Source organism: Pseudomonas sp. IT-232MI5 (genome assembly GCF_949767845.1).
GTDB lineage: Bacteria > Pseudomonadota > Gammaproteobacteria > Pseudomonadales > Pseudomonadaceae > Aquipseudomonas.
In genome coordinates this window covers 250,878-274,088 of record NZ_CATKQE010000060.1, presented here as the reverse complement: position 1 = coordinate 274,088, position 23,211 = coordinate 250,878, and the positions used below count along the sequence as shown (strand labels likewise).

Annotated in this window: 23 protein-coding genes and 1 pseudogene; 14 read left to right on the top strand and 10 right to left on the bottom strand. The window is 60.2% G+C overall.

Annotation, left to right across the window (positions count from 1 at the left end):
* The first annotated feature begins 51 nt into the window (after positions 1–51).
* The 3 genes from phaZ to ACM6JQ_RS27620 all read left to right on the top strand — a co-directional run bounded on the left by phaZ (position 52) and on the right by ACM6JQ_RS27620 (position 3,379).
* Positions 52–906, top strand: a complete 855-nt coding sequence (phaZ, locus tag ACM6JQ_RS27630; RefSeq protein WP_007909378.1) for a poly(3-hydroxyalkanoate) depolymerase — start codon at positions 52–54, stop codon at positions 904–906.
* A gap of 139 nt (positions 907–1,045) precedes the next feature.
* Positions 1,046–2,728, top strand: a complete 1,683-nt coding sequence (gene phaC / locus ACM6JQ_RS27625) for a class II poly(R)-hydroxyalkanoic acid synthase (protein WP_123375585.1) — start codon at positions 1,046–1,048, stop codon at positions 2,726–2,728.
* 30 nt (positions 2,729–2,758) lie between these two features.
* Positions 2,759–3,379: a TetR/AcrR family transcriptional regulator gene (locus ACM6JQ_RS27620; protein WP_095187463.1), complete on the top strand. Its 621-nt coding sequence runs from the start codon at positions 2,759–2,761 to the stop codon at positions 3,377–3,379.
* Positions 3,380–3,648: 269 nt separating this feature from the next.
* On the opposite strand, the gene ACM6JQ_RS27615 is transcribed toward ACM6JQ_RS27620, so the two are convergent.
* The 3 genes from ACM6JQ_RS27615 to ACM6JQ_RS27605 form a co-directional block, all read right to left on the bottom strand.
* Positions 3,649–4,572 (bottom strand): phasin family protein, encoded by a 924-nt coding sequence (locus ACM6JQ_RS27615; protein ID WP_414895021.1) that lies wholly within the window; start codon positions 4,570–4,572, stop codon positions 3,649–3,651.
* A 10-nt stretch (positions 4,573–4,582) separates the two neighbouring features.
* Positions 4,583–5,005: a phasin family protein gene (locus tag ACM6JQ_RS27610; protein WP_095113427.1), complete on the bottom strand. Its 423-nt coding sequence runs from the start codon at positions 5,003–5,005 to the stop codon at positions 4,583–4,585.
* Positions 5,006–5,210: 205 nt separating this feature from the next.
* Positions 5,211–5,486 carry a polyhydroxyalkanoic acid system family protein gene (locus ACM6JQ_RS27605; RefSeq protein ID WP_007909364.1) on the bottom strand — a complete coding sequence of 92 codons (276 nt, stop codon included), beginning with the start codon at positions 5,484–5,486 and terminating at the stop codon, positions 5,211–5,213.
* Positions 5,487–5,652: 166 nt separating this feature from the next.
* Between ACM6JQ_RS27605 and ubiE the strand changes: the two genes are divergently transcribed.
* The 11 genes and pseudogenes from ubiE to ACM6JQ_RS27550 all read left to right on the top strand — a co-directional run bounded on the left by ubiE (position 5,653) and on the right by ACM6JQ_RS27550 (position 13,843).
* Positions 5,653–6,423: a bifunctional demethylmenaquinone methyltransferase/2-methoxy-6-polyprenyl-1,4-benzoquinol methylase UbiE gene (ubiE, locus tag ACM6JQ_RS27600; RefSeq protein WP_008080626.1), complete on the top strand. Its 771-nt coding sequence runs from the start codon at positions 5,653–5,655 to the stop codon at positions 6,421–6,423.
* Positions 6,423–7,046: an SCP2 domain-containing protein gene (locus ACM6JQ_RS27595; protein ID WP_007909360.1), complete on the top strand. Its 624-nt coding sequence runs from the start codon at positions 6,423–6,425 to the stop codon at positions 7,044–7,046. Before ubiE ends, ACM6JQ_RS27595 begins: the two co-directional genes overlap by 1 nt.
* Positions 7,043–8,647 carry a ubiquinone biosynthesis regulatory protein kinase UbiB gene (ubiB, locus tag ACM6JQ_RS27590; RefSeq protein WP_007909358.1) on the top strand — a complete coding sequence of 535 codons (1,605 nt, stop codon included), beginning with the start codon at positions 7,043–7,045 and terminating at the stop codon, positions 8,645–8,647. Before ACM6JQ_RS27595 ends, ubiB begins: the two co-directional genes overlap by 4 nt.
* 81 nt (positions 8,648–8,728) lie before the next feature.
* Entirely contained in the window at positions 8,729–9,130 is a 402-nt protein-coding gene (gene hisI, locus ACM6JQ_RS27585) for a phosphoribosyl-AMP cyclohydrolase (RefSeq protein ID WP_414895020.1), read from the top strand.
* A complete protein-coding gene (locus ACM6JQ_RS27580; protein WP_007909355.1) occupies positions 9,123–9,455 on the top strand; it encodes a phosphoribosyl-ATP diphosphatase in 333 nt (110 codons plus the stop codon). Before hisI ends, ACM6JQ_RS27580 begins: the two co-directional genes overlap by 8 nt.
* A 25-nt stretch (positions 9,456–9,480) precedes the next feature.
* Positions 9,481–9,762 carry a twin-arginine translocase TatA/TatE family subunit gene (locus ACM6JQ_RS27575; protein ID WP_003220847.1) on the top strand — a complete coding sequence of 94 codons (282 nt, stop codon included), beginning with the start codon at positions 9,481–9,483 and terminating at the stop codon, positions 9,760–9,762.
* A gap of 10 nt (positions 9,763–9,772) precedes the next feature.
* Positions 9,773–10,231, top strand: coding sequence for a Sec-independent protein translocase protein TatB (gene tatB, locus ACM6JQ_RS27570; RefSeq protein ID WP_414895019.1), 459 nt, complete (start codon positions 9,773–9,775; stop codon positions 10,229–10,231).
* Positions 10,228–11,019, top strand: a complete 792-nt coding sequence (gene tatC / locus ACM6JQ_RS27565) for a twin-arginine translocase subunit TatC (protein WP_007909342.1) — start codon at positions 10,228–10,230, stop codon at positions 11,017–11,019. The genes tatB and tatC overlap by 4 nt, the downstream gene beginning before the upstream one ends.
* Positions 11,016–11,723, top strand: a complete 708-nt coding sequence (locus ACM6JQ_RS27560) for a 16S rRNA (uracil(1498)-N(3))-methyltransferase (RefSeq protein ID WP_414895018.1) — start codon at positions 11,016–11,018, stop codon at positions 11,721–11,723. Before tatC ends, ACM6JQ_RS27560 begins: the two co-directional genes overlap by 4 nt.
* Positions 11,724–11,926: 203 nt before the next feature.
* Positions 11,927–12,988 (top strand): annotated as a pseudogene (locus ACM6JQ_RS27555) (methyl-accepting chemotaxis protein); the annotation flags it as partial.
* The gene (locus ACM6JQ_RS27550; RefSeq protein WP_371857741.1) at positions 12,971–13,843 is read left to right on the top strand and encodes a methyl-accepting chemotaxis protein; all 873 of its coding nucleotides are present in this window, start codon (positions 12,971–12,973) and stop codon (positions 13,841–13,843) included. The pseudogene ACM6JQ_RS27555 and the gene ACM6JQ_RS27550, both read left to right, overlap by 18 nt.
* A gap of 155 nt (positions 13,844–13,998) precedes the next feature.
* Here the strand turns inward: ACM6JQ_RS27550 and ACM6JQ_RS27545 are convergent, their stop codons facing one another.
* The 7 genes from ACM6JQ_RS27545 to pip form a co-directional block, all read right to left on the bottom strand.
* The gene (locus ACM6JQ_RS27545) at positions 13,999–14,733 is read right to left on the bottom strand and encodes an amino acid ABC transporter ATP-binding protein (RefSeq protein WP_007909337.1); all 735 of its coding nucleotides are present in this window, start codon (positions 14,731–14,733) and stop codon (positions 13,999–14,001) included.
* Positions 14,726–15,685, bottom strand: a complete 960-nt coding sequence (locus ACM6JQ_RS27540; RefSeq protein ID WP_134178401.1) for an amino acid ABC transporter permease — start codon at positions 15,683–15,685, stop codon at positions 14,726–14,728. The genes ACM6JQ_RS27545 and ACM6JQ_RS27540 overlap by 8 nt, the downstream gene beginning before the upstream one ends.
* Positions 15,686–15,838: 153 nt before the next feature.
* Complete coding sequence (locus tag ACM6JQ_RS27535; RefSeq protein WP_007909335.1) at positions 15,839–16,636, bottom strand: transporter substrate-binding domain-containing protein; 798 nt, start codon at positions 16,634–16,636, stop codon at positions 15,839–15,841.
* A gap of 373 nt (positions 16,637–17,009) precedes the next feature.
* Positions 17,010–19,580, bottom strand: coding sequence for a glucans biosynthesis glucosyltransferase MdoH (mdoH, locus tag ACM6JQ_RS27530; RefSeq protein ID WP_095113983.1), 2,571 nt, complete (start codon positions 19,578–19,580; stop codon positions 17,010–17,012).
* Entirely contained in the window at positions 19,573–21,384 is a 1,812-nt protein-coding gene (locus ACM6JQ_RS27525; RefSeq protein WP_095113982.1) for a glucan biosynthesis protein G, read from the bottom strand. Before ACM6JQ_RS27525 ends, mdoH begins: the two co-directional genes overlap by 8 nt.
* Before the next feature lie 274 nt (positions 21,385–21,658).
* On the bottom strand, positions 21,659–22,096 hold the full coding sequence (gene dtd / locus ACM6JQ_RS27520) for a D-aminoacyl-tRNA deacylase (RefSeq protein WP_007909321.1): 438 nt from the start codon (positions 22,094–22,096) through the stop codon (positions 21,659–21,661).
* Positions 22,093–23,064: a prolyl aminopeptidase gene (gene pip / locus ACM6JQ_RS27515; protein WP_008080611.1), complete on the bottom strand. Its 972-nt coding sequence runs from the start codon at positions 23,062–23,064 to the stop codon at positions 22,093–22,095. Before pip ends, dtd begins: the two co-directional genes overlap by 4 nt.
* Between the last annotated feature and the right edge of the window lie 147 nt (positions 23,065–23,211).

The window sequence follows — 23,211 nt, the reverse complement described above, 5'->3', positions numbered from 1 at the left end:
CGGCAGCTCCTACACGGGGTGTGGTGAATTTAAATCCACAGGGCCTGACGCATGCCGCAACCGTTCATATTCCGTACCGTCGATCTGGATGGCCAGACCCTCCGCACGGCGGTACGCCCCGGCAAGCCTCACTTGACGCCCTTGCTGATTTTCAACGGCATCGGCGCCAACCTGGAGCTGGTTTTTCCGTTTGTCGCGGCGCTGGACCCGGATCTGGAAGTGATCGCCTTCGACGTGCCCGGTGTCGGCGGTTCCTCGACGCCGAACCGACCGTATCGCTTTCCCGGGCTGGCCAAGCTGACGGCGCGGATGCTCGATTACCTCGACTACGGCCAGGTCAACGTCATCGGCGTGTCGTGGGGCGGTGCGCTCGCGCAGCAGTTCGCCTACGACTACCCCGAGCGTTGCAAGAAACTGGTGCTGGCGGCGACCGCGGCCGGTGCGGTGATGGTGCCGGGCAAACCGAAAGTGCTGTGGATGATGGCCAGTCCGCGGCGCTACATTCAGCCTTCCCATGTGATCCGCATCGCCCCGCTGATCTACGGCGGCTCGTTCCGTCGTGACCCGACGCTGGCGGCCAGCCACGCCGCGAAAGTGCGTTCGGCGGGCAAGCTCGGTTATTACTGGCAACTGTTCGCAGGCCTCGGCTGGACCAGCATCCACTGGCTGCACAAGATCCACCAGCCGACGCTGGTGCTGGCCGGCGATGACGATCCGCTGATCCCGCTGATCAACATGCGCATGCTCGCCTGGCGCATTCCCAACGCCCAACTGCACATCATCGACGACGGTCATCTGTTCCTGATTACCCGTGCTGAAGCGGTGGCGCCAATCATCATGAAATTCCTCCAGGAGGAACGTCAGCGCGCGGTGATGCACCCGCATCCGACACCGCTGGGCGGTTAACCCCGGCGGCAGGCTTTATGCAGGCCTTTGGCAAAGAGTGCGCGGCAGGACGCCGCGCAGGCAGCAACCCGCAACAGCGTCTATGGTGTTCTGGTTCGGTGAGTTTGTTTTTGGCCTGAAGACGAAGGAGTGTTGAGTCATGCGCGACAAACCAGCGACGGGCGGAGTGCCCAGCCCCGCCGTGTTCATCAACGCACAAAGTGCGATCACCGGCCTGCGTGGCCGGGACCTGATCTCGACCTTGCGCAGCGTCGCCGCCCATGGCCTGCGCAATCCGATTCACAGTGCGAAGCACGCGTTGAAACTCGGCGGTCAATTGGGCCGCGTGCTGCTCGGCGAAACCCTGCACCCGACCAATCCGAACGACAGCCGCTTCGCTGATCCGGCGTGGAGCCTCAACCCGTTTTACCGGCGCAGCCTGCAGGCCTATCTGGCCTGGCAAAAACAGGTCAAAAGCTGGATCGATGAAAGCAACATGAGCCCGGACGATCGCGCTCGTGCGCACTTCGCCTTCACCCTGCTCAACGACGCCGTGGCGCCGTCGAACACCTTGCTCAATCCGCTGGCGGTCAAGGAGCTTTTCAACTCCGGCGGGCACAGTCTGGTGCGCGGCCTCAGTCACCTGTTCGATGACTTGCTGCACAACGACGGCCTGCCACGTCAGGTGACCAAACAAGCCTTTGAGGTCGGCAAGACCGTCGCCACTACCACCGGCTCGGTGGTGTTTCGCAACGAAATGCTGGAGCTGATCCAGTACAAACCGATGAGCGAAAAGCAGTACGCCAAGCCGCTGCTGGTGGTGCCGCCGCAAATCAACAAGTACTACATTTTCGACCTGAGCCCACACAACAGCTTCGTCCAGTACGCACTGAAGAATGGCCTGCAAACGTTCATGATCAGTTGGCGCAATCCGGATGTACGTCATCGCGAATGGGGCCTGTCGACCTACGTCGAAGCGGTGGAAGAAGCGATGAACATCTGTCGGGCGATCACCGGCGCCCGCGAGGTCAACCTGATGGGCGCCTGCGCCGGCGGGCTGACCATCGCCGCCCTGCAAGGCCATTTGCAGGCCAAGCGGCAACTGCGACGGGTCTCCAGCGCGACCTATCTGGTCAGTTTGCTCGACAGTGAAATCGAAACCTCAGCCACGCTGTTTGCCGATGAACAAACCCTCGAAGCCGCCAAGCGCCGCTCCTACCAGAAAGGTGTACTCGACGGTCGCGACATGGCCAAGGTCTTCGCCTGGATGCGCCCCAACGATTTGATCTGGAGCTACTTCGTCAACAACTACCTGTTGGGCAAAGAACCGCCGGCCTTCGACATCCTCTACTGGAACAACGACAACACGCGCTTGCCCGCCGCGTTCCACGGTGACTTGCTGGACTTCTTCAAGCACAACCCGTTGACCCATCCGGGCGGTCTCGAGGTGTGCGGCACACCGATCGATTTGCAGAAAGTCACCGTCGACAGCTTCAGCGTAGCTGGCATGAACGACCACATCACCCCGTGGGACGCGGTGTATCGCTCGACCCTGTTGCTCGGCGGCGAGCGACGTTTCGTGCTGTCCAACAGCGGTCATGTGCAGAGCATCCTCAACCCGCCGAGCAACCCGAAAGCCGCCTATGTCGAGAACGCCAAGATGAGCAGCGACCCGCGTGCCTGGTACTACGACGGCAAGCACGTCGACGGCAGTTGGTGGCCGCAGTGGCTGGAATGGATTCAACAGCGCTCCGGGGCGCAGCACGAAACCTCGTTCACCCTTGGCAACCCGAACTATCCACCGATGGAGGCAGCGCCCGGTACTTACGTGCGTGTGCGCTGACGCTTAACCGAACTTTTCTAAGAAGACTGGATGAAAACCCGCGACCGGATTCTCGAATGTGCTTTGCAACTGTTCAACGAAAAGGGCGAGCCGAATGTCTCCACCATGGAGGTGGCCAATGAAATGGGGATCAGCCCGGGCAACCTCTACTACCACTTCCACGGCAAGGAACCGCTGATTCTCGGGTTGTTCGAACGCTTCCAGAATGAACTGGCGCCACTGCTCGATCCGCCATCGGATGTGGAACTGGCACCGGAGGATTACTGGCTGTTTTTGCATTTGATCGTCGAGCGGTTGGCGCAATATCGGTTTTTGTTTCAGGACCTGTCGAACTTGGCCGGACGCTTGCCGAAGCTGGCCAAGGGCATTCGTCATCTGCTCAATGCGTTGAAGCGCACGCTGGCGTCGTTGTTGGCGCGGTTGAAGGCTTCGGGGCAGTTGGTCAGTGATACGCAGGCGTTGGGGCAACTGGTGGAGCAGATCACCATGACGTTGCTGTTCTCGCTGGATTATCAGCGGATTCTGGATCGTGAGGGGGAAGTGAGGCTGGTGGTTTATCAGATCATGATGCTGGTGGCGCCGCATTTGCTGCCGCCGGTTAAGGTCGCCACGGAGCGGATGGCCCTGCAATACCTTGAAGATCACGACTGAAATCAAAAGCCCCTCACCCTAGCCCTCCCGAAACGTCGGACCGCCCGGAGGGAGAGGGGACTGATTGGGGGATGCTGATGAGCTACACCGACCTGAAAGGGTTTTGTTGAATCCATAATCGACTCGATCGTTCAGGTCGACGTACGACGCAAGACACCTCGGTCGGTCCCCTCTCCCTCTGGGAGAGGGCTAGGGTGAGGGGCTGTTGGAATTCAGATACAAAAACGCCCGACCTTCACAGGCCGGGCGTTTTGTTTTGCCCTGAAGAATCAGGACTGACTGGTTGGCGTCGACGGCGTCGATGCAACAGTCGGGGTAGCCACCGGAGTCGGTGCTGCGGCGGAGTTCGACGCACTTACCGGAGCTGCCGGAGTGGCCGGTTTGGCTGCAGCAGGTGCGGCCGGTTTCGGTGCGGCGGCTTTCGCTGCGGCCGGTTTTTTCACGGCAGGCTTCTTCGCCGCAGCGGGTTTGGCCGCAGGCTTGGCAGCCGGTTTGGCGGCAGCGGTTTTCGCGGCTGGCTTGGCGGCTGGTTTCGCTGCCGTTTTGGCCGCAGGTTTTGCTGCCGGTTTGGCGGCGGCTTTGGCAGCAACCGGTTTGGCTGCAGCTTTAGCAGCTGGCTTGGCCGCTGCGGTTTTTGCTGCAGGCTTGGCCGCTGCTTTAGCTGCGGGTTTAGCCGCTGCTTTTGCCAGTGGCTTGGCAGCGGATTTTGCCGCTGGTTTGGCCGCCGCAGTTTTCGCTGCCGGTTTTGCCGCAGCGGTTTTCGCCGCCACAGGTTGAGCCTTCAGACCAGTGAGTTTTTCGATCTGTTTGGTCAGTGTGTCGACCTTGCTGTTAAGTGCCTTGACCTCATTGCGGCTCGGTACACCCAGGCGCGAAATCGCGCTGTTCAGGCGCTTGTCGAAAGCCCCTTCCAGCTCGTCCCACTTGCCCAGTGCGCGATCTTTCACGCCGCTGATGCGCGACTTGGCCGAAGAAGCAGAGTCCTTGGCGGCATCGACTTTTTTGCCGACTGCGGACTTGGTGAGCTTCTCGGCTTTCTCGCCGTCTTTGACCAATGTATCGAAGAGCTTGCTGCCGTCAGTGTCGATCTTCGAGTACACGCCTAAACCAGCCAGCCAGATTTTGCGGGAGTAGTCTTCAACTTTCCCGATCCACGAGCTGCCTTCTTTATCGGTGTTCTTTTTACCAGCCATCCCGTTCTCCTTAAGATTTACGCGCGACGCGTTCGAGCAATGCCGTCAGCTCATCGAGCTTAGCAGAGAGTGTCTCAACGTCATGTTTAGACGGAATGCCGATACGATTCAAGGCGCTTGCTACGCGGGAGTCGAACGCCTTCTCGACCTTGTCGAGCTGAACTTCGACGCGACCTTTGAAAGAGCTCACTTCACTCTTGGCTTCATCGATCTCGGCGTTGGCCGCTTCGAGTTTTTCAGTGACGGCTTTTTTGCCTTTCTTTTCAACAGTTTGACCAGCCTTGATCAACTCTTGAAAGTAGTCGCTGCCCTCTTGGCCGACCTTGGCGTAGGCACCCAGGCCTGCCAGCCAGATCTTGCGGGCATAGGATTTGACGTCGCTCAGAGCAGAAGTCGAAACGTCGATTTTTTTCTTCAAAATAACTTTGGCCATGGTGCACCTCACGCGCAGAAGGTTTGAGGAACTGCCCGGGAAAGTGTCGGGCTCAGGCACAAAGTAGGCAGAAAAATTAGAAACGGCACCCTAACAACTGACATGAATCGGTGGTGCCTGAATGAAAAGATCGCAGCCTTCGGCAGCTCCTACAGGGGAATGTGTAAGTCTGTAGGAGCTGCCGAAGGCTGCGATCTTTTGATGTTCAAACCAAAGCTTTGTCGAGGGCTTTTTCGATTTCGGCTTTGATCATGCCACTCATGGCCGACATCATCAGGCCCAGCTCAACGTCGACCTTGATCGAATCGTCCGCCACATGCACCGCGCCTTTCACGCCCGAGCGCTTGAGGTTCAGGGTGTCGCCGGACCATTGCGGCTCCAGGCCGTATTGCTCGGAGAGTTTTTGCGCCAGTTTGTCGGCCTTCTCGCGGGCGGCTTCCTTACCCAGGTTGTGGGCACGCTCAACAGTGATTTTGGCCATTGATTGACTCCTGTTTTTTGAATGGGGCGAAAAAGATGTGTCGGTAAATCTTGACCGCCGCTGCGGCAAATCGTCCCGAGGGTTGCCCATCTTACCTTTAGCCATTCCAAGACAAAGCATGGCTTGGGGATTAGAATGTCGCGCATTCTCTTTTGGTGACAGCGATATGACTGATCAGCGCAAAGGCAGCGATGCCGAACCCACCACTCACTTCGGCTTCAAAAACGTTCCGGAAAGCCAGAAAGCGGAAAAAGTCGCTGAGGTTTTCCACTCGGTAGCCGCCAAGTACGACCTGATGAACGACCTTCTGTCGGGCGGCATGCACCGTCTGTGGAAGCGTTTCGCGATCGAACTGTCGGGCGTGCGCAGCGGTAACCGCGTGCTGGACATCGCCGGCGGTACCGGTGACCTGACCAAAAAGTTCTCGCACCTGGTCGGCCCGACCGGTCAAGTGGTGTTGGCCGATATCAACGAATCGATGCTCAAGGTCGGTCGTGACCGCCTGCTCGATCTGGGTGTCGCCGGCAACGTCGAATTCGTTCAGGCGGACGCGGAAAAACTGCCGTTCCCGGACAACCACTTCGACTGCGTGACCATCGCTTTCGGCCTGCGCAACGTAACGCATAAGGAAGACGCCCTGCGTTCGATGCTGCGCGTACTCAAGCCGGGCGGTCGTCTGCTGGTGCTGGAGTTCTCCAAGCCGACCAATGCGCTGATGTCGAAAGCCTACGACGCCTATTCGTTCGCCTTCATGCCACTGATGGGCAAGCTGATCACCAACGACTCGGAAAGCTATCGCTACCTGGCCGAATCGATCCGCATGCACCCGAATCAGGAAACCCTGAAGTCGATGATGGTCGACGCCGGTTTCGACCGCGTGACCTATCACAACATGACCGCAGGCATCGTCGCCCTGCACCGCGGCATCAAGCCCTGATGTTGCTCACCGGGCTGCTCGCCAGCGTTGAACTCGGCCTCAACCGGGTGCTGCGTCTCGACAGCACGGCGCTGCCGCGGCTGGCGCATTTGACCGGCAAGGTGATTGCCGTCGACTGCCGCAGCCCGGCGCTGCAACTGTTCATTCTGCCGAGCGACGAAGGTTTGATGCTGGCCTCGCACTGGGAAACCGGTGTCGACTGCACCCTGCGCGCGCCGGCCTCCAGCCTGATCAAACTGGCCGTGAGCAAAGACAAGACCGCGGTGTTGCACGCCCCGGAAGTCGAGCTCGATGGCGACAGCGGCGTGCTGCTGGAGCTGGCCGGTGTCCTGCAAGATCTTGAGCTGGACTGGGAGTACGAACTCTCGCGCTGGCTCGGCCCGGTCGCCACGCAACTGGTCGGTGGCCATCTGCGCAGCCGCGCGCGCTGGTATCAACAAGGATTTGCCAGCCTCAACCAGAACCTCGCCGAATACCTCGCCGAAGAATCGCGCACCCTAGTCGGGCAGCGCGAAGCCGAAGCGCGGTTCAGCGAACTGGACCGGATCAAACTTGATCTGGAACGTCTCGAGGCGCGTTTCGAGCGCCTTTCCCGATCCCTCGACCCAAGCGATAACGCATGAAGCTGCTCGCCGTCCGCCGTCTGTTGCGCATCCAGTCTGTCGTGATCCGCTACCGCCTCGATGACCTGCTGTTCGATCTGCCGCTGCCCTGGTTCCTCCTGGCGCTGCGCTATGTGCTGCCGTGGCGCTGGTTCCCGCGCAAGCCGCTGGACCTGAGCCGTGGCGCGCGTCTGCGTCTGGCGTTGCAGGATCTGGGGCCGATTTTCATCAAGTTCGGGCAGATTCTCTCGACCCGCCGCGACCTGCTGCCGGAAGACATCGCCGATGAGCTGATGCTGTTGCAGGACCGCGTGCCGCCGTTTGACTCGCAACTGTCGATCAAGCTGATCGAAGAACAACTGGGCAAGAAAATCAGCGACGTGTTCAGCCGTTTCGACGTCGAGCCGCTGGCCTCAGCCTCGGTTGCGCAGGTGCATGCCGCGCAGCTGAAAACCGGCGAAGAAGTCGTGGTCAAAGTGATCCGCCCGGGCCTGAAGCCGATCATCGCGCAGGATCTGGCGTGGCTGTTCATCCTCGCCCGCGCCGCCGAAAAACTCTCGGCCGACGCGCGTCTGCTGCACCCGGTCGACGTGGTCCAGGACTACGAAAAAACCATCTACGACGAACTCGACCTGCTGCGCGAGGCGGCCAACGCCAGCCAGTTGAAGCGCAACTTCGAAGGTTCGCCGCTGCTCTATGTACCGCAAGTGTATTGGGACTGGTGCCGGCCGAAAGTGCTGGTGATGGAGCGCATCTACGGCATTCAGGTCACCGATCTGGCGACCCTCGCCGATCAGCGCACCGACATGAAAATGCTCGCCGAACGCGGAGTGGAGATTTTCTTCACCCAAGTGTTCCGCGACAGTTTCTTCCACGCCGACATGCACCCGGGCAACATCTTCGTCAGCACCGTCAACCCGTGGAGCCCGCAGTACATCGCGATCGACTGCGGCATCGTCGGCAGCCTGACCCCGGAAGACCAGGACTATCTGGCGCGCAACCTGTTCGCCTTCTTCAAGCGTGACTACCGTCGTGTGGCGCAACTGCACATCGACTCGGGCTGGGTGCCGGCGGAAACCAAACTCAACGAATTCGAAGCGGCGATCCGCACCGTGTGCGAACCGATCTTCGAAAAACCGTTAAAAGATATTTCATTTGGCCAAGTGCTGATGCGCCTGTTCCAGACTGCACGGCGCTTCAATATGGAAGTGCAACCGCAACTGGTGCTGCTGCAAAAGACCCTGCTGAACATCGAAGGCCTCGGCCGTCAGTTGTATCCGGATCTGGATCTGTGGAACACCGCGCAGCCATTCCTCGAACGCTGGATGCGCGAGCGCGTCAGCCCCAAAGCCTTGCTGGGCAACGTGCAGAGCCAGTTCGAACAACTGCCGCATCTGGCCAACATGGCCCGCGACCTGCTCGAACGCATGTCGCAACCGCACGCCTACGACCCACCGCCGCCATGGCATAAACGCAAGGACGACTGGTTCCTGCGCTTGCTCGGTTGCGCGCATCTGGCAGGCGGGGTGATCCTCGCTATCGGTGGCCCGCTTAACGAGTTGGGGCATTGGCCTGCGGGAATCATGGTGGCAGTCGGCTTGTATCTGGTCGTTCGCCGATAGCCAGTTTCGTGATCGGCTGGCACACTGTTTCAATGCCTGAACCCGACTATTGAAGTGTGGGGTTCGCTGTCGGAGTCGAAGATGAAAAACTGGCTGGACGAGATCAAGTGGGACGCTGATGGCCTGGTGCCGGCGATTGCCCAGGATCACAAGACCGGACGCGTGCTGATGATGGCCTGGATGAACCGCGAAGCGCTGGAACTGACCGCCGCGGAAAACCGTGCAATCTACTGGTCACGTTCCCGTGGCAAGCTGTGGCGCAAGGGCGAGGAGTCAGGGCATGTGCAGACGCTGCATGAGATGCGTCTGGACTGTGACGCCGACGTGATCATCATGATGGTTGAACAGATCGGCGACATCGCTTGCCATACCGGCCGTCAAAGCTGCTTTTACCGTGTCTTCGAGAACGGCGACTGGAAAACCGTCGACCCGGTCCTGAAAGACCCGCACGCTATCTATTCCGCAGGACACAAACATGAGTGACACCCTGACCCGCCTGGCCGAAGTGCTCGAAGAGCGCAAAGGCGCAGCCGCCGACAGCTCCTATGTGGCCAGTCTGTATCACAAGGGTTTGAACAAGATTCTGGAGAAAGTCGGCGAAGAGTCGGTCGAAACCATTATTGCCGCCAAGGACGCCGCGATCAGTGGCGACTGCAGCGACGTGATCTACGAGACCGCCGACCTGTGGTTCCACAGCATGGTCATGCTCGCCCAACTGGGGCAGCATCCGCAGGCCGTGCTGGATGAACTGGACCGTCGCTTCGGCCTGTCCGGACACGTCGAGAAAGCCTCGCGTCCGTCCGCCTGAACAACTTTTAGAGAGGAACAGCAACATGGGCATTTTTGACTGGAAACACTGGATCGTCATTCTGGTTGTCGTGGTGCTGGTGTTCGGCACCAAGAAACTGAAAAACCTCGGCACCGACGTTGGCGAGTCGATCAAGGGCTTCCGCAAAGCCATGAACGACGATGAAAAACCGGCTGCCGATCCAACCGTGACACCTGCGCAGCCAGTGCCACCGGTGCAGCCGCAAGCCACCGCTCAGGCCAACCCGCCGCACACCATCGACGTGCAGGCGCAGAAAGTCGAAGAGCCGATCCGCAAAGACGTGTGAGCACTGACTAATGTTTGGTATCAGCTTCTCTGAACTGCTGCTCGTCGGCCTCGTCGCCCTGCTGGTGCTGGGCCCCGAGCGTCTGCCGGGCGCTGCACGCACCGCCGGCCTGTGGGTCGGTCGGCTGAAGCGCAGCTTCAACGCGATCAAACAGGAAGTTGAACGTGAAATCGGTGCCGACGAGATTCGTCGGCAACTGCACAACGAGCACATTCTGTCGCTGGAGCAGGAGGCGCGGAAGATTTTCTCGCCGGTTCAGCAGGAGCCGACGCCGGTTGAGCATGTGGGTCAGCAGACGATTCATGCGCCGACTGCACCCGTCGCGCCTGCTCCGACACCTGCACCTGCTGCCGTTGTAGCGCCGGCAGAACCAGCGCCTGCACAAACCTCGGTTGAACACGTAGCCCCAACCGCCGCGCCGATTACACCCGCGCCTCACGACCCAACATTGCCGCCGCGAGCCCCATGAGCGATCTCCCCGAAAACGACCAGCACATGCCGCTGGTTTCGCACCTCACCGAGTTGCGCACCCGCCTGCTGCGTTGTGTGGCGGCGATCTTCATCATCTTCGCCGGGCTGTTTGCGTTCACCCAGCAGATCTACACCTTCGTCTCGACGCCGCTGCGCCAATACCTGCCGGTCGGCGCGACGATGATCGCCACCGATGTGTCGTCGCCGTTCCTGACGCCGCTGAAGCTGACGATGATGGTCTCGCTGTTTCTCGCGATCCCGGTAATCCTGCATCAGATCTGGGGCTTTATCGCGCCGGGCCTGTACAAGCATGAAAAGCGCATCGCGGTGCCGCTGCTGGTTTCCAGCATCTTGCTGTTCTATACCGGCATGGCGTTCGCCTATTACTTCGTGTTCCCGCTGATCTTCAAATTCTTCGCTGCGGCCACCCCGGCCGGCGTGGAAATGATGACCGACATCGCCAGTTACCTCGATTTCGTCATGACGCTGTTCTTCGCCTTCGGCGTGGCGTTCGAGATTCCGGTGGCCGTGGTGCTGCTGGTGTGGATCGGCGTGGTCGACGTGGCCTACCTGAAGAAGATCCGCCCGTACGTGATCATCGGCTGCTTCGTGGTCGGCATGATCCTGACGCCGCCGGACATCTTCTCGCAAACCCTGCTGGCCGTGCCGATGTGGATGCTGTTTGAAATCGGCATTCTGTTCGGTGGCCTGATCAGCAAGCGCGAACGCCCGGACGAGAACCCGGCCGACGACCACAACGACCAGCCACCAGCGACCCAGGCATGAACCTGCTGTTGCTCGAAGAGGCCGATTTCATTGCAGCCGACCGCGTGGTGCTGCGTGATCGCCGTTTGACGCACATGCAGGAAGTCCACCGTTCGGAAGTCGGTGACAGCCTGCGCGTCGGGCGCATCAACGGGCTGATGGGTTCGGCTGAACTGCTGCGTCTGGAACCGGGTGAAGCGGAGCTGCGTGTCAGCCTCGATCAGCCGCCACCGGCCAAGCTACCGCTGACGCTGGTGCTGGCCCTTCCGCGCCCGAAGATGCTCCGCCGGGTGTTTCAGACCGTGGCGACCATGGGCGTGTCGAAGGTGATCCTGGTCAACAGCTACCGGGTCGAGAAGAGTTTCTGGCAGACGCCGTTTCTTGAGCCGGAAGCGATTCGCGAAAATTTGATCCTCGGCCTCGAACAGGCCCGCGACACCGTGCTGCCGGAAATCATCATCGAGAAGCGCTTCAAGCCATTCGTTGAAGACCGGCTGCCGGCGATTACCGAAGGCACCCTCGGGCTGGTCGGCCATCCCGGCAACTACCCACCGTGCCCGCGCGCGCTCAACGAACCGGTGACGCTGGCCATCGGCCCTGAAGGCGGCTGGATCCCCTACGAAATCGATCTGCTGGCCAAGTCCGGCCTGCAACCGGTGCAACTCGGCGAGCGCATCCTGCGCGTCGAAACCGCCGTCACCGCCCTGCTCGCCCGTCTCTTCTAACCAAACACAGCTCCCCTGTAGGAGCTGCCGCAGGCTGCGATCTTTTGATGTTGTTTTTAGAAGCGAGATCAAAAGATCGCAGCCTACGGCAGCTCCTACATTGATACCGTGCGGCTCCGGTGGATAAATGGCGTTACAGATTGCCATCATTCGGCCGATACCCTCTCCATAAGTCCAATTAGTGGTCCGAAGGGAGTGGTCGCATGTACCGTTGGTTAGCCGAGAGTCTTGGAAACGTCAGCGTCAAACGCAAGCTGGGCATCGGTTTCGGCCTGGTGCTGTTGCTGACACTGTTGATCACCTTCACCGGCTGGACCGGCATGAGCGGCATCATCAGCCGTGGTGACAAACTCGGCTTTATCTCCAGCCTCAATGAGCTGACCAAGGACCTGCGCCTGGCACGTCTGGACTACGAAGCACGCCGTGGCGAACAAGGTCCGGGGGCAGTCACCGATCTGCTCAACAAACTCGACAGCGGCCTGCAAACCGCACGCAGCCTGATTGAACAGCCGTCCGACGCGGCGATGGTCGATCAACAACTGGCCGCCGTCGCCGAGTACAAACGCGCCTTTGCCGACATGACCCAAGCCACGGTGCAGCGCGAAGATGCCCGTAGCAAGCTTGGCGCGAGTGCCGACAACGCCGTGGCCAAGGTCGCGGAAGTGGAAAAATCCATGCTGGCGGGTGACAGCGTCGCGCAATTCAACAGCGTGATCGAGCTGAGCAAACTGCTACAGCAAGCACGCTACCAAGTGCGCGGTTACACCTACAGCGGCAAGGCCGAAGCCGAACAACCAGCGCTGGATGCCATCGACAATGCGCTGAAGAATCTCGACAGCCTGCCGGCCAAACTGCCGGAACAGCACATCGCCAACCTGCAACAGGCCACCGATTCGATCAAAGCCTATCGCGCCGCGGTAGCTCAGTTCCGCGACTCGCAGGTCAACAACGCCAAGGCCGCCGCGCGCATGTCGACTCAGGGCGACATCCTCATCGACGTCAGCAAGAAACTCACTGAATCGCAAACCGTGGTGCGCGATACCGATGCCGCGCACGCCAAAAACATGCTGATCATCGCCACCCTGCTCGCCGTGGCCTTCGGCCTGCTGGCCGCCTGGGCGATCACCCGCCAGATCATCATCCCGCTGAACCAGACCCTGAAAGTTGCCGAGCGCGTGGCCGCTGGCGACCTGACCCACAACCTGGTGTCCCTGCGCCGTGACGAACTCGGCCAACTGCAACGCTCGATGCAGAGCATGACCCAAGGCCTGCGTGAACTGGTGGGCGGCATCAGCGATGGCGTCACTCAGATTGCCAGCGCTGCCGAAGAACTCTCAGCGGTGACCGAGCAAACCAGCGCCGGGGTCAATAATCAGAAAATCGAGACCGATCAGGTCGCCACCGCCATGAATGAAATGGCCGCCACCGTGCAGGAAGTCGCGCGTAACGCCGAGGAAGCCTCCGAAGCCGCCGTGGCTGCTGACCAGCAGGCCCGCGAAGGGGACAAGGTCGTCGGCGAAGCGATCGCGCAGATCGAGCGTCTGGCGGTTGAGGTTGGTCATTCCACCGAAGCCATGGGTGAACTCAAGCGCGAAAGCGACAAGATCGGCAGCGTCCTCGACGTGATCAAGTCGGTGGCGCAGCAAACCAACCTGCTGGCCCTCAACGCGGCCATCGAGGCGGCGCGTGCCGGTGAAGCCGGACGCGGTTTCGCTGTGGTGGCCGATGAAGTGCGCAGCCTCGCGCAGCGCACGCAGAAGTCCACCGAAGAGATCGAGGAGCTGATCGTCGGCCTGCAAAACGGCACTCAGCAAGTGGCAACGATCATGGACAACAGCCGCACCCTGACCGACAGCAGCGTCGAGCTGACCCGTCGCGCCGGTGGCTCGCTGGAAAGCATCACCCGCACCGTGTCGGCGATTCAGGCGATGAACCAGCAGATTGCCGCAGCGGCCGAGCAGCAGAGCGCGGTGGCGGAAGAGATCAACCGTAGCGTGCTGAATGTGCGGGATGTGTCGGATCAGACGTCGGCGGCGAGTGAAGAGACCGCGGCGTCCAGCGTTGAGCTGGCGCGCCTGGGTACTCACTTGCAGATGCTGGTGGGGCGCTTCAAGGTTTGAGGTGATTCATCCACCTCGGTTCGCTCTGAACCGAGGTGATGCTATCGCTGGCAAGCCAGCTCCCACAGTGAATGGGTTGAACACAAACTTTGTGATCGACTACAAACCCTGTGGGAGCTGGCTTGCCAGCGATGGCGGCCGAGAGAACGCCGCAGTTACAGAACCTGACGCAGGAAGGCCTGCGCACGCGGATCCTTCGGTGTATCAAAGAATTCGGCAGGCGCGGCATCTTCCAACAGCTTGCCGTGATCGAAGAACAACACCCGATCCGCCACTTCCCGGGCAAAGCCCATTTCGTGGGTCACGCAAACCATGGTCATGCCTTCCACGGCCAGGTTCTTCATCACGTCCAGCACCTCACCGACCATCTCCGGGTCGAGGGCTGAGGTCGGCTCATCGAACAACATCACCTTCGGCTCCATCGCCAGCGCCCGGGCGATCGCCACGCGCTGTTGCTGACCGCCGGACAGACGTGACGGAAACTCGTTGGCCTTCTGTGCAATCCCGACCTTTTTCAGCAACTCCATGGCCTTGGCTTCGCGCTCTTTCTTGCCGCGCTTGCGCACGACTTTCTGCGCCAGACAGAGGTTTTCCAGCACGGTCATGTGCGGGAACAGGTTGAAATGCTGAAAGACCATGCCGACTTCGCGGCGATAGGCGTTGACGTCGGTTTTCGGGTCGGCCAGTTGCAGGCCGTCGATGCTCACCGAACCGGAATCGAACTCTTCCAGGCCATTGAGGCAACGCAGGAAGGTCGACTTGCCGGAACCCGACGGACCGATCACCACCAGCACTTCGCCCTTGGCCACCGTGGTGCTGACGTTATCCACCGCGCGCACCACCTGGCCACGGGTGTCGAAGACTTTTACCAGATCGCGGACTTCAATCACTTTGCGCGAGCCTCCGCTCAAGCCGGCTGGCGATTTTCGACAGCGGCAGGTTGATCAACAGGTACAGACCGGCGACGCAGAACAGAATCTCGAACGGCGAGAACGAGGTGGTGATGACTTCACGGCCGCTTTTCAGCAGCTCGGTGATGGCAATCACCGACACCAGCGAGGTGTCCTTGACCAGACTGATGAACTGCCCGGCCAGCGGCGGCAGCACGCGTTTGAATGCTTGCGGCAGCACCACGTGACGCATCGATTGACCGGCACTCAGACCGAGCGAACGCGCCGCTTCGTTCTGGCCACGGGCAATCGATTGCACGCCGGAACGGATGATCTCCGCCACGTAGGCACCGGTGAACAGCGACAGCGCGGCGATCCCGGCAAATTCGCGGGACAGGTTCATCACCGTGCCGATGAAGAAATAGAAAATGAAAATCTGCACCAGCAGCGGCGTACCGCGCACCAGTTCGACGTAAATGGTCGAGAGGTCGCGCAGGGTCGGGTTGCTCGACAGACGGCACAGGCCGGTAACCAGACCAATCAACAGACCGAGTACCCCAGAGACCACTGACAGCCAAAGCGTCGTCCACAGGCCCCACAACAGCGGTCCTGCCGCCCAATGCCGGGTCACGCCCACGACGTCGCCTTCGGCCACATCGTCGCCCTGAGCGAATTGCAGGCTGTTCTCGTCGACGGTCAGGTGCTGCTCGTCACCGGCGTCATTGCGCAGGGTGACTTGCGCGCTGCTGCCCTTGCGCACCAGTTCGGTGACGGTGGAAATGTCAGTGGCACGCTGGGTTTCTTCGGCCTGATAGGCGAAGTACTGCGGCACACGGTTCCAGCGCCATTCGTAGGACATCAGCGACGTCGCGTAATACAACGCGCCGGCCAGGCCGACCAGCACCAGCACGGTGAGGACGTGCCAGGGCCATTGGGCTTTTTTCTGTTTCATTGCAGGTTCTCGGATGATCGTTCCCACGCTCTGCGTGGGAATGCCGCTCGGGACGCTCTGCGTCCCTGCCTGTTCGTGACGCGGAGCGTCACAGGATGCGTTCCCACGCGGACGGTTCGACGCCTCGACGTGGAAACGATCAGCGGATGCGCGTTATTCCATGTCCTTGAGCCACTCGGTGCTCTTGAACCACTTGTCATGGATGCGATCGTAGGTGCCGTCTTCGTGGATCTGGTGCAGGAAGTTGTTGATGAAATTGATGCTGTCGTAATCACCCTTCTTCAGTCCGAAGGCCAAAGGCTCGTAGGTGAACGGCTTGTCGAGGAACACCAGTTTGCCGGCACCAACCTTGGTCACCGCGACGACGTTGTACGGCGCGTCATAGATGAAGGCATCAGCCTTGCCGTTGACCACGTCGAGCACCGCTTCCTGCTCATTGTCGTAGCCGTGGTACTTGGCCTTGGAGATGAGCTTCTTGGCGACCATTTCGCCGGTGGTGCCGAGCTTGGAGGTGATGCGGTAGTCGGCGGTGTTCAGGTCTTTGTACGACTTGATAGTGCCTTCCAGCTCCTTGCGGATCAGCAGGGTCTGGCCGACCACGATGAACGGTTCGCTGAAATTCAGGCGCAGGTTGCGCTCCTGAGTCAAGGTCATGCCGCTGCCGATCATGTCGAACTTGTCGGTCATCAGCGCCGGGATGATGCCGTCGTAACCGGTCGAAACCAGCTCCAGTTTGACGCCCATGGCCTTGGACATGGCTTTGAGGATGTCGACTTCGAAACCGATGATTTCGCCGCGCTTGTTAGTCATTTCGAACGGCATGTAGGTCGGATCCATACCGACTTTCAACGTGCCGCGCTTGACCGCGTCATCGATTGCGCCAGCCTGCGCCGCATTGACTGCAACCAGTGCCGTGACGCCGACCAGCAGCATCGACAGATACTTCTTCATCTTCAAGTCCCCAAAACCATTGCGTGTGCGGCGCGAAAACCAACAGTGACGGGCAAAAAAGCCCGGGTGCGCCAATTCGGGGACGGATGCTAACGCACTCGTTTTTTTGCACAAGGTTTAATGGACGATTTGTTTAACAATCAAGAGCTAACCCCTCACCCCAACCCTCTCCCCCAAGGGGGCGAGGGGGAAAGGGAGCAGATCTTCATGCTGTTCAAATCCGAGCTCGACTGGATATTTCAGGTCGGTGTAACTCGAATATTCAACGCGGTCGGTCCCCTCTCCCTCTGGGAGAGGGGTAGGCGGGCGGCGTTCCGATGAGGGGCTTTTCAGCAGACCAAAAAAAACCCCGCAACATCGCGGGGTTTCTTTATCAGGCCGGTTGCGCCTGCATACTCACCGGTCGCAGCGGCAGCAACGGCGCATGGGGATCGGCTTTCACCGAAGCCCGCCATGCATCCAGCCACTCAGCGTGACCTTCGGCCCAGACCTGCTCATGCAAACGCGCCAAGGCAACAGGGTCGCTCAGCAGTTGCAAGCGATCATGATTATTCAGCCCGGCCGGGCCAACCTTGATCGCGTGACGCACACGCTCCTGACGCAGCCATTCGATCGGCTCGGCCTGACCGTGACGCGAGGTCGCCAGCGAACACGCCAAAGCGTTCTGCTGCGGATCGACCACCGCGCGGACAAAGCCGTCGTTGAGGGCGTGGTAACGGTTTTCGTGGGTGTACTGGTCGGTCGCCAGCAGCGCCTGTGGCGGATTGTATTCCTCAGGAATGAGGAACAGGCTCTCGTCACGGGACTTCAGGCCCAGACCAACGCGGCTGGAAATCACCGACACCGGGATCGACAGCATCAGCGAACCGACGATCGGCACCAGCCACCAGAGGAAGCTCGGGTTCAGCCAGATCACCAGCAGCGCCCAGCAGAAGCCCAACAGGGTCTGCGGACCGTGGCGTTTGACCGCTTCGCTCCAAGGCGTCGAGTCGTCGTCACGCTGCGGCGAGTTCCAGGTCGCGGCCCAGCCGAGGAACGCGGCGAGGACGAAACGCGTGTGGAAAATCATCCGCACCGGCGCCAGCAGCATGGAGAACAGCATCTCCAGCAGCATCGACAGGGTCACCTTGAACTTGCCGCCGAACTCTTTCGCGCCCTTGGCCCAGATCAGGATGATGCTCAACAGTTTCGGCAGGAACAGCAGCACGATGGTCGTCGAGAACAGCGCGATCGCCTTGTCCGGGTGCCATTGTGGCCACAGCGGATAGAGCTGGCGCGGCTCGAGGAAGTACTGCGGCTCCATCAGCGTGTTCACCGCCAGCAGCGCGGTCGACAGCACCAGGAAGAAGAACCACAACGGCGCCGACAGGTACGACATCACGCCGGTGAGGAACACCGCGCGGTGCACCGGGTGCATGCCTTTGACCAGGAACAAACGGAAGTTCATCAGGTTGCCGTGGCACCAGCGACGGTCACGCTTGAGTTCGTCGAGCAGGTTCGGCGGCAGTTCTTCGTAGCTGCCCGGCAAGTCGTAGGCAATCCACACGCCCCAACCGGCACGGCGCATCAACGCGGCTTCAACGAAGTCGTGGGACAGAATCGCACCCGAGAACGCGCCTTTACCCGGCAACGGCGCCAAGGCGCAGTGGTCGATAAACGGCTTCATGCGGATGATCGCGTTGTGACCCCAGTAGTGGGATTCACCCAACTGCCAGAAGTGCAGACCGGCGGTAAACAGCGGGCCGTACACGCGGGTCGCAAACTGCTGCATACGCGCATAGAGAGTGTCCATGCCCGACGCACGCGGCGCGGTCTGGATGATCCCGGCGTCCGGCGTGGCTTCCATCAAGCGCACCAGACTGGTCAGGCACTCACCGCTCATCACCGAGTCGGCGTCGAGAACGACCATATATTTATAGTCACCGCCCCAACGACGGCAGAAGTCGTCGAGGTTGCCGCTCTTGCGCTTCACACGACGGCGACGGCGACGGTAGAAGATCTTGCCGAAACCTTTGGCTTCGCGGCAGACATCCAGCCAGGCCTGTTGTTCGGCGACGCAGATGTCCGTGTCATTACTGTCGCTGAGCACGAAGAAGTCAAAGCGGTCCAGATCACCAGTGGCAGCAACCGATTCGAACGTTGCCCGCAAACCGGCAAACACACGCGGTACGTCTTCGTTGCAGATCGGCATCACCAGCGCGGTACGCGCGTCTTTGGCAATCGGCTCGTTGCCGGCGCTTTTGCCGGAGATACGATATTTATCGTGGCCGGTGAGCAACTCGAGGAAGCCCATCAGCGCCGTCCAGAAACCAGCCGACACCCAGCAGAACAGAATCCCGAACAGAATCAGAATGCTGGTTTGCAGCGCATACGGCAGCACTTGCGTGGCGGTTTGCAGCAGCGGTTGATGCAGGACTTCTTCCAGATCGACGAACGACCAGCCCTGGTACGGCATGATGCCTTTCATGTACCAGCCGGCGACGATGGTCTGACCGAGCATCAGCAGCAACAGAATGTAGCGGCGGATCGAGCCGACGGTGCGCCAGCGCGCGGCCGGCAAGACGTTTTCGTCCTTCGGCGGCTGCGGCGGGTTGGTACGACCGGTCATACGGCGCCAGCCACGCACCAGAATATTGGTGCGCCACGGCTCCGGCACGACCTTGGTCCGACGGATCGGCGGCGTCGCCTTCATGCTGACGCGACCGCTGGCGTCGAGCACCAGCATCTCCGCGTCTTCAAGTTCTTCGGCGGTGCTCAGGGTCAGGCGCTTGCCCACCGAAGCCTGGGCGGCCTCGGCAGGAGCGTCGAACGTTGAAGACGACAGGCGTTCATGCAGCTCGCTGAACGACTGGCAGCCCGCGAGTTCCGCGCGCTGCTCGTCGGTCATCGGCAGATGCGCCAGATACTCGGAAAGAGTCTCTGGCTGTACTTGAGAGTTACTCATCGGCAGGCAACTGATAGCTCCAGGTCTCGGTCAGGACTTCTTCAGTCGGTGCCGATTCCGGTGTGGCTGGGGCCGCGTCGGCAGCAACAGGCTGCTTGGCGTCTTTGTTGGCCTTGTCCTTGGCATCTGCAGCTGGCTTGGCGTCGGCCTGTTTGGCCTCGGCGGCCTTGGCTTCCTTGTCGAGTTTCTCTTGTTGCTTGGCGGCAACCTTGTCGGCCTTGGCAACGGACGAGTTGGACGCCGGCACCGATTTCGCCAGATCAGCAGTCACGACTGGCTGAACCAGGGCGGCACGCATCTCGGTCGACTTGCTCGCGTCCTTGATCTTCATGCGCAGGGTCAAGCGCCAGCCTTTGGTTTCCGGGTTGTAGCGCACGCTGTTTTCAACCAGCTCGGCGTTGTCACCAACACTGACCTGACTGCGCACGTCGGCATCCGGGGTCAGCGCGGCCAGCGATGGACCTTCGAAGTCGACCAGGTAGGCAACGCTGCCATCCGGCTGACGGATCAGGTTCGATTGCTTGACGTCACCGGTCGAACGCAGAGTCTGCGAAACCCAGGCGCTGTCCGGCGCATGAATCGCCGCTTCGTCCATGGTCCAGTGCATGCGGTAGGCGAATTCCAGCGGCTGACCCGGCTCCGGCATTTTTTCCGGGCTCCAGAACGCAACGATGTTGTCGTTGGTTTCGTCGGCGGTCGGAATTTCTACCAGATCAACGGTGCCCTTGCCCCACTCGCCCTTCGGCTCGATCCAGGCGCTTGGGCGCTTGTCGTAGCGGTCGTCGAGGTCTTCGTAGTGGCTGAAGTCGCGGCCACGTTGCAGCAGACCGAAACCACGCGGGTTCTCGATGCTGAAGTTGCTCACGGCCAGGTGTTTCGGGTTGTTCAGTGGACGCCAGATCCACTCGCCGTTACCGGCATGGATCGACAGACCGCTGGAGTCGTGCAGTTCACGACGGTAGTTGAGGACTTTCGACGGCTGGTTGGCGCCGAACAGGAACATGCTGGTCAGTGGCGCGATGCCCAGTTTGCCGACCTTGTCACGCAGGAACATCTGCGCTTTGACGTCGACAATGGTGTCGCTGCCCGGACGCAGGATCAGACGGTAGGCACCGGTGGCACGCGGCGAATCCAGCAGGGCGAAGATCACCAGATGCTTGTCGCCCGGCTTCGGCTGTTGAATCCAGAACTCGCGGAAACGCGGGAATTCCTCACCCGACGGCAGCGCGGTATCAATCGCCAGACCACGCGCCGAGAGGCCGTAGGTGTGGCCCTTGCCGACAACGCGGAAGTAACTCGCGCCGAGCATGGTCATGATTTCGTCTTGCTTGTCGGCCTTGTTGATCGGGTACAGCACACGGAAACCGGCATAACCCAGTTGTTCGGTGGCTTTCGGATCGAATTTCAGGTCGCCGAAATCGAAGCGCGTCGGATCGTATTTGATCTCTTCGACGGTGTTCGCTGTGATTTCGTTGATTTTCACCGGTGTATCGAAGTGCATACCCTGGTGATAGAAGGACAGTTTGAACGGGGTTTTCTGATCAGCCCACTCAGCCTTTTCGGTGAGGAAGCGGATTTTCTGATAGTCCGCGAACTTCATGTCGCGGAATTCGTTCGGCAGATTGCTGCGCGGGGCTTCGAACTTCTGCCCGGCCAGTTCTTTAGCCTTCGCCGATACATCGTCAAGATTGAACGCCCAAAGCTGGCCGGCGCTGAGCAGGCACAGGAGCGCCGAACCCGCTACCAGGGCACTTCGCATGCGTTTGGCAGACATTTTTGCTGCATTACAGGGACTAACAATCACGAGCAACCCTCGCCGAAAACAGATCAAAAAACCAACGGCCAGCTATCTATATGCCAGGTTGGCGAGCATTGTTCCGACTCCGCTGGGGCAAAATGATTCCCCAATCGGATCCGGACAAGTCTCTACCTAAGTGAAAATGGATCAGCGAACGCTGATCCCAGTGCGCGCGATTATCTAGTAGCCCGCATGACAACGCATCAGGGGTAACAAAGTATTTATCGCGAAAACACCCTAAAAACGGTCGAAATTTCCCAAAAAGGTGTTTCAAGCGCTTTCAGGTCTGTAACAAAAAGGTAACCGGGCCATCGTTGACCAAATGCACCTGCATATCGGCGCCGAATCTACCTGATGCCACAGTGCCATGCACCTGTTTCGCACTGCTTAATAGATAGTCGAACAATTCCTCGCCCAACGCCGGTGGCGCGGCTGTCGAAAAGCTCGGGCGCAACCCGCTTTTGGTGTCGGCCGCAAGGGTGAACTGCGAGACCAGCAGCAACCCGCCACCGACATCGGCGAGGGACAAGTTCATCTTGCCCTCCGCATCACTGAATACCCGATAGTTAAGCAGCTTATGCAGAAGTTTGTCGGCGCTGGTACGCGTGTCGTCGGGTTCGACCGCCACCAGCACCAGCAAACCGTGATCGACCGCCCCGACTACCTCACCCGCGACTTCAACCCGCGCACCGCGTACCCGCTGTAAAAGCCCCTTCATGCTTCTTCGGGCGGCAGGTCGAGCAGGCGCCGAGCCATATTGCCCGCGGCGCGCACCAGTGCATCGGTGATGCCCGGTTCGGATGCGGCGTGGCCGGCATCACGGATCACCTGCAGTTCGCTGTTCGGCCAGGCTTGATGCAGTTCCCAGGCGTTGTCGAGCGGGCAGATCACGTCATAGCGACCGTGAATGATCACGCCGGGCAGATGGGCGATCTTGCCCATGTCGCGAATCAGCTGGTTCGGCTCAAGGAAGGCGTTGTTGGTGAAGTAATGGCATTCGATCCGCGCAATCGACAGCGCGCGCTGCGGCTCGGAGAAGCGATCGACCACCAGCGGGTTCGGCCGCAGGGTCGCGGTGCGCCCTTCCCACGTCGACCAAGCCTTGGCCGCGTGCATCTGGGCGATCTGGTCGTTGCCGGTCAGGCGCTTGTGGAATGCGCTAAGCAGATCGTCGCGCTCGTCCAGCGGGATTGGCGCAATGTAATCCTGCCAATAATCGGGGAACAGACGACTGGCACCGGCCTGATAGAACCACTCGATTTCCTGCGGACGGCAGAGAAAGATCCCACGCAGGATCAGACCGTGAACACGCTCAGGGTGGGTTTGCGCATAGGCCAGCGCCAGGGTCGAGCCCCACGAGCCGCCGAACAGCACCCATTTGTCGATGCCCAGGTGTTTGCGGATGCGCTCAAGGTCGGCAACCAGATCCCAGGTGGTGTTGTTTTCCAGGCTGGCGTGCGGCGTGGAGCGCCCGCAACCGCGCTGGTCGAAGGTTACAATGCGATACAGGTTCGGATCGAAATAGCGACGGCTCTGCGCGTCGCAACCGGCGCCGGGGCCGCCATGAATGAACACAACCGGCAAACCCTCCGGTGAACCGCTTTCGTCGACGTACAGCGTATGGGTGTCATCGACAGCCAGATCGTGCCGGGCGTGAGGTTTGATCTGCGGAAACAAAGTCTGCATTGCGCGCTCCGTAAGGGGTCGAGGTCATCCCTGGGGGGACTTCTATTATTCTGCCGTTGGGCATCATAAACCCGATTTACGTCAATGAGCATGCTCCGGGGCCTGATCGTTCTCACGCTCTGCGTGGGAACGATCAAGATCGCAGCC

Bases quoted from the DNA above. Each gene is read 5' to 3' on its own strand.
- pip (WP_008080611.1), bottom strand. From the start codon at position 23,064: ATGCAGACTTTGTTTCCGCAGATCAAACCTCACGCCCGGCACGATCTG.
- ACM6JQ_RS27610 (WP_095113427.1), bottom strand. From the start codon at position 5,005: ATGGCCAAAGTTATTTTGAAGAAAAAAATCGACGTTTCGACTTCTGCT.
- ACM6JQ_RS27560 (WP_414895018.1), top strand. From the start codon at position 11,016: ATGAACCTGCTGTTGCTCGAAGAGGCCGATTTCATTGCAGCCGACCGC.
- phaC (WP_123375585.1), top strand. From the start codon at position 1,046: ATGCGCGACAAACCAGCGACGGGCGGAGTGCCCAGCCCCGCCGTGTTC.
- mdoH (WP_095113983.1), bottom strand. From the start codon at position 19,580: ATGAGTAACTCTCAAGTACAGCCAGAGACTCTTTCCGAGTATCTGGCG.
- tatB (WP_414895019.1), top strand. From the start codon at position 9,773: ATGTTTGGTATCAGCTTCTCTGAACTGCTGCTCGTCGGCCTCGTCGCC.
- ACM6JQ_RS27575 (WP_003220847.1), top strand. From the start codon at position 9,481: ATGGGCATTTTTGACTGGAAACACTGGATCGTCATTCTGGTTGTCGTG.
- ACM6JQ_RS27540 (WP_134178401.1), bottom strand. From the start codon at position 15,685: ATGAAACAGAAAAAAGCCCAATGGCCCTGGCACGTCCTCACCGTGCTG.
- ACM6JQ_RS27535 (WP_007909335.1), bottom strand. From the start codon at position 16,636: ATGAAGAAGTATCTGTCGATGCTGCTGGTCGGCGTCACGGCACTGGTT.
- ACM6JQ_RS27580 (WP_007909355.1), top strand. From the start codon at position 9,123: ATGAGTGACACCCTGACCCGCCTGGCCGAAGTGCTCGAAGAGCGCAAA.
- ACM6JQ_RS27620 (WP_095187463.1), top strand. From the start codon at position 2,759: ATGAAAACCCGCGACCGGATTCTCGAATGTGCTTTGCAACTGTTCAAC.
- ACM6JQ_RS27605 (WP_007909364.1), bottom strand. From the start codon at position 5,486: ATGGCCAAAATCACTGTTGAGCGTGCCCACAACCTGGGTAAGGAAGCC.
- ACM6JQ_RS27615 (WP_414895021.1), bottom strand. From the start codon at position 4,572: ATGGCTGGTAAAAAGAACACCGATAAAGAAGGCAGCTCGTGGATCGGG.
- dtd (WP_007909321.1), bottom strand. From the start codon at position 22,096: ATGAAGGGGCTTTTACAGCGGGTACGCGGTGCGCGGGTTGAAGTCGCG.
- tatC (WP_007909342.1), top strand. From the start codon at position 10,228: ATGAGCGATCTCCCCGAAAACGACCAGCACATGCCGCTGGTTTCGCAC.
- ACM6JQ_RS27595 (WP_007909360.1), top strand. From the start codon at position 6,423: ATGTTGCTCACCGGGCTGCTCGCCAGCGTTGAACTCGGCCTCAACCGG.
- ubiB (WP_007909358.1), top strand. From the start codon at position 7,043: ATGAAGCTGCTCGCCGTCCGCCGTCTGTTGCGCATCCAGTCTGTCGTG.
- ACM6JQ_RS27550 (WP_371857741.1), top strand. From the start codon at position 12,971: ATGCAGAGCATGACCCAAGGCCTGCGTGAACTGGTGGGCGGCATCAGC.
- ubiE (WP_008080626.1), top strand. From the start codon at position 5,653: ATGACTGATCAGCGCAAAGGCAGCGATGCCGAACCCACCACTCACTTC.
- phaZ (WP_007909378.1), top strand. From the start codon at position 52: ATGCCGCAACCGTTCATATTCCGTACCGTCGATCTGGATGGCCAGACC.
- hisI (WP_414895020.1), top strand. From the start codon at position 8,729: ATGAAAAACTGGCTGGACGAGATCAAGTGGGACGCTGATGGCCTGGTG.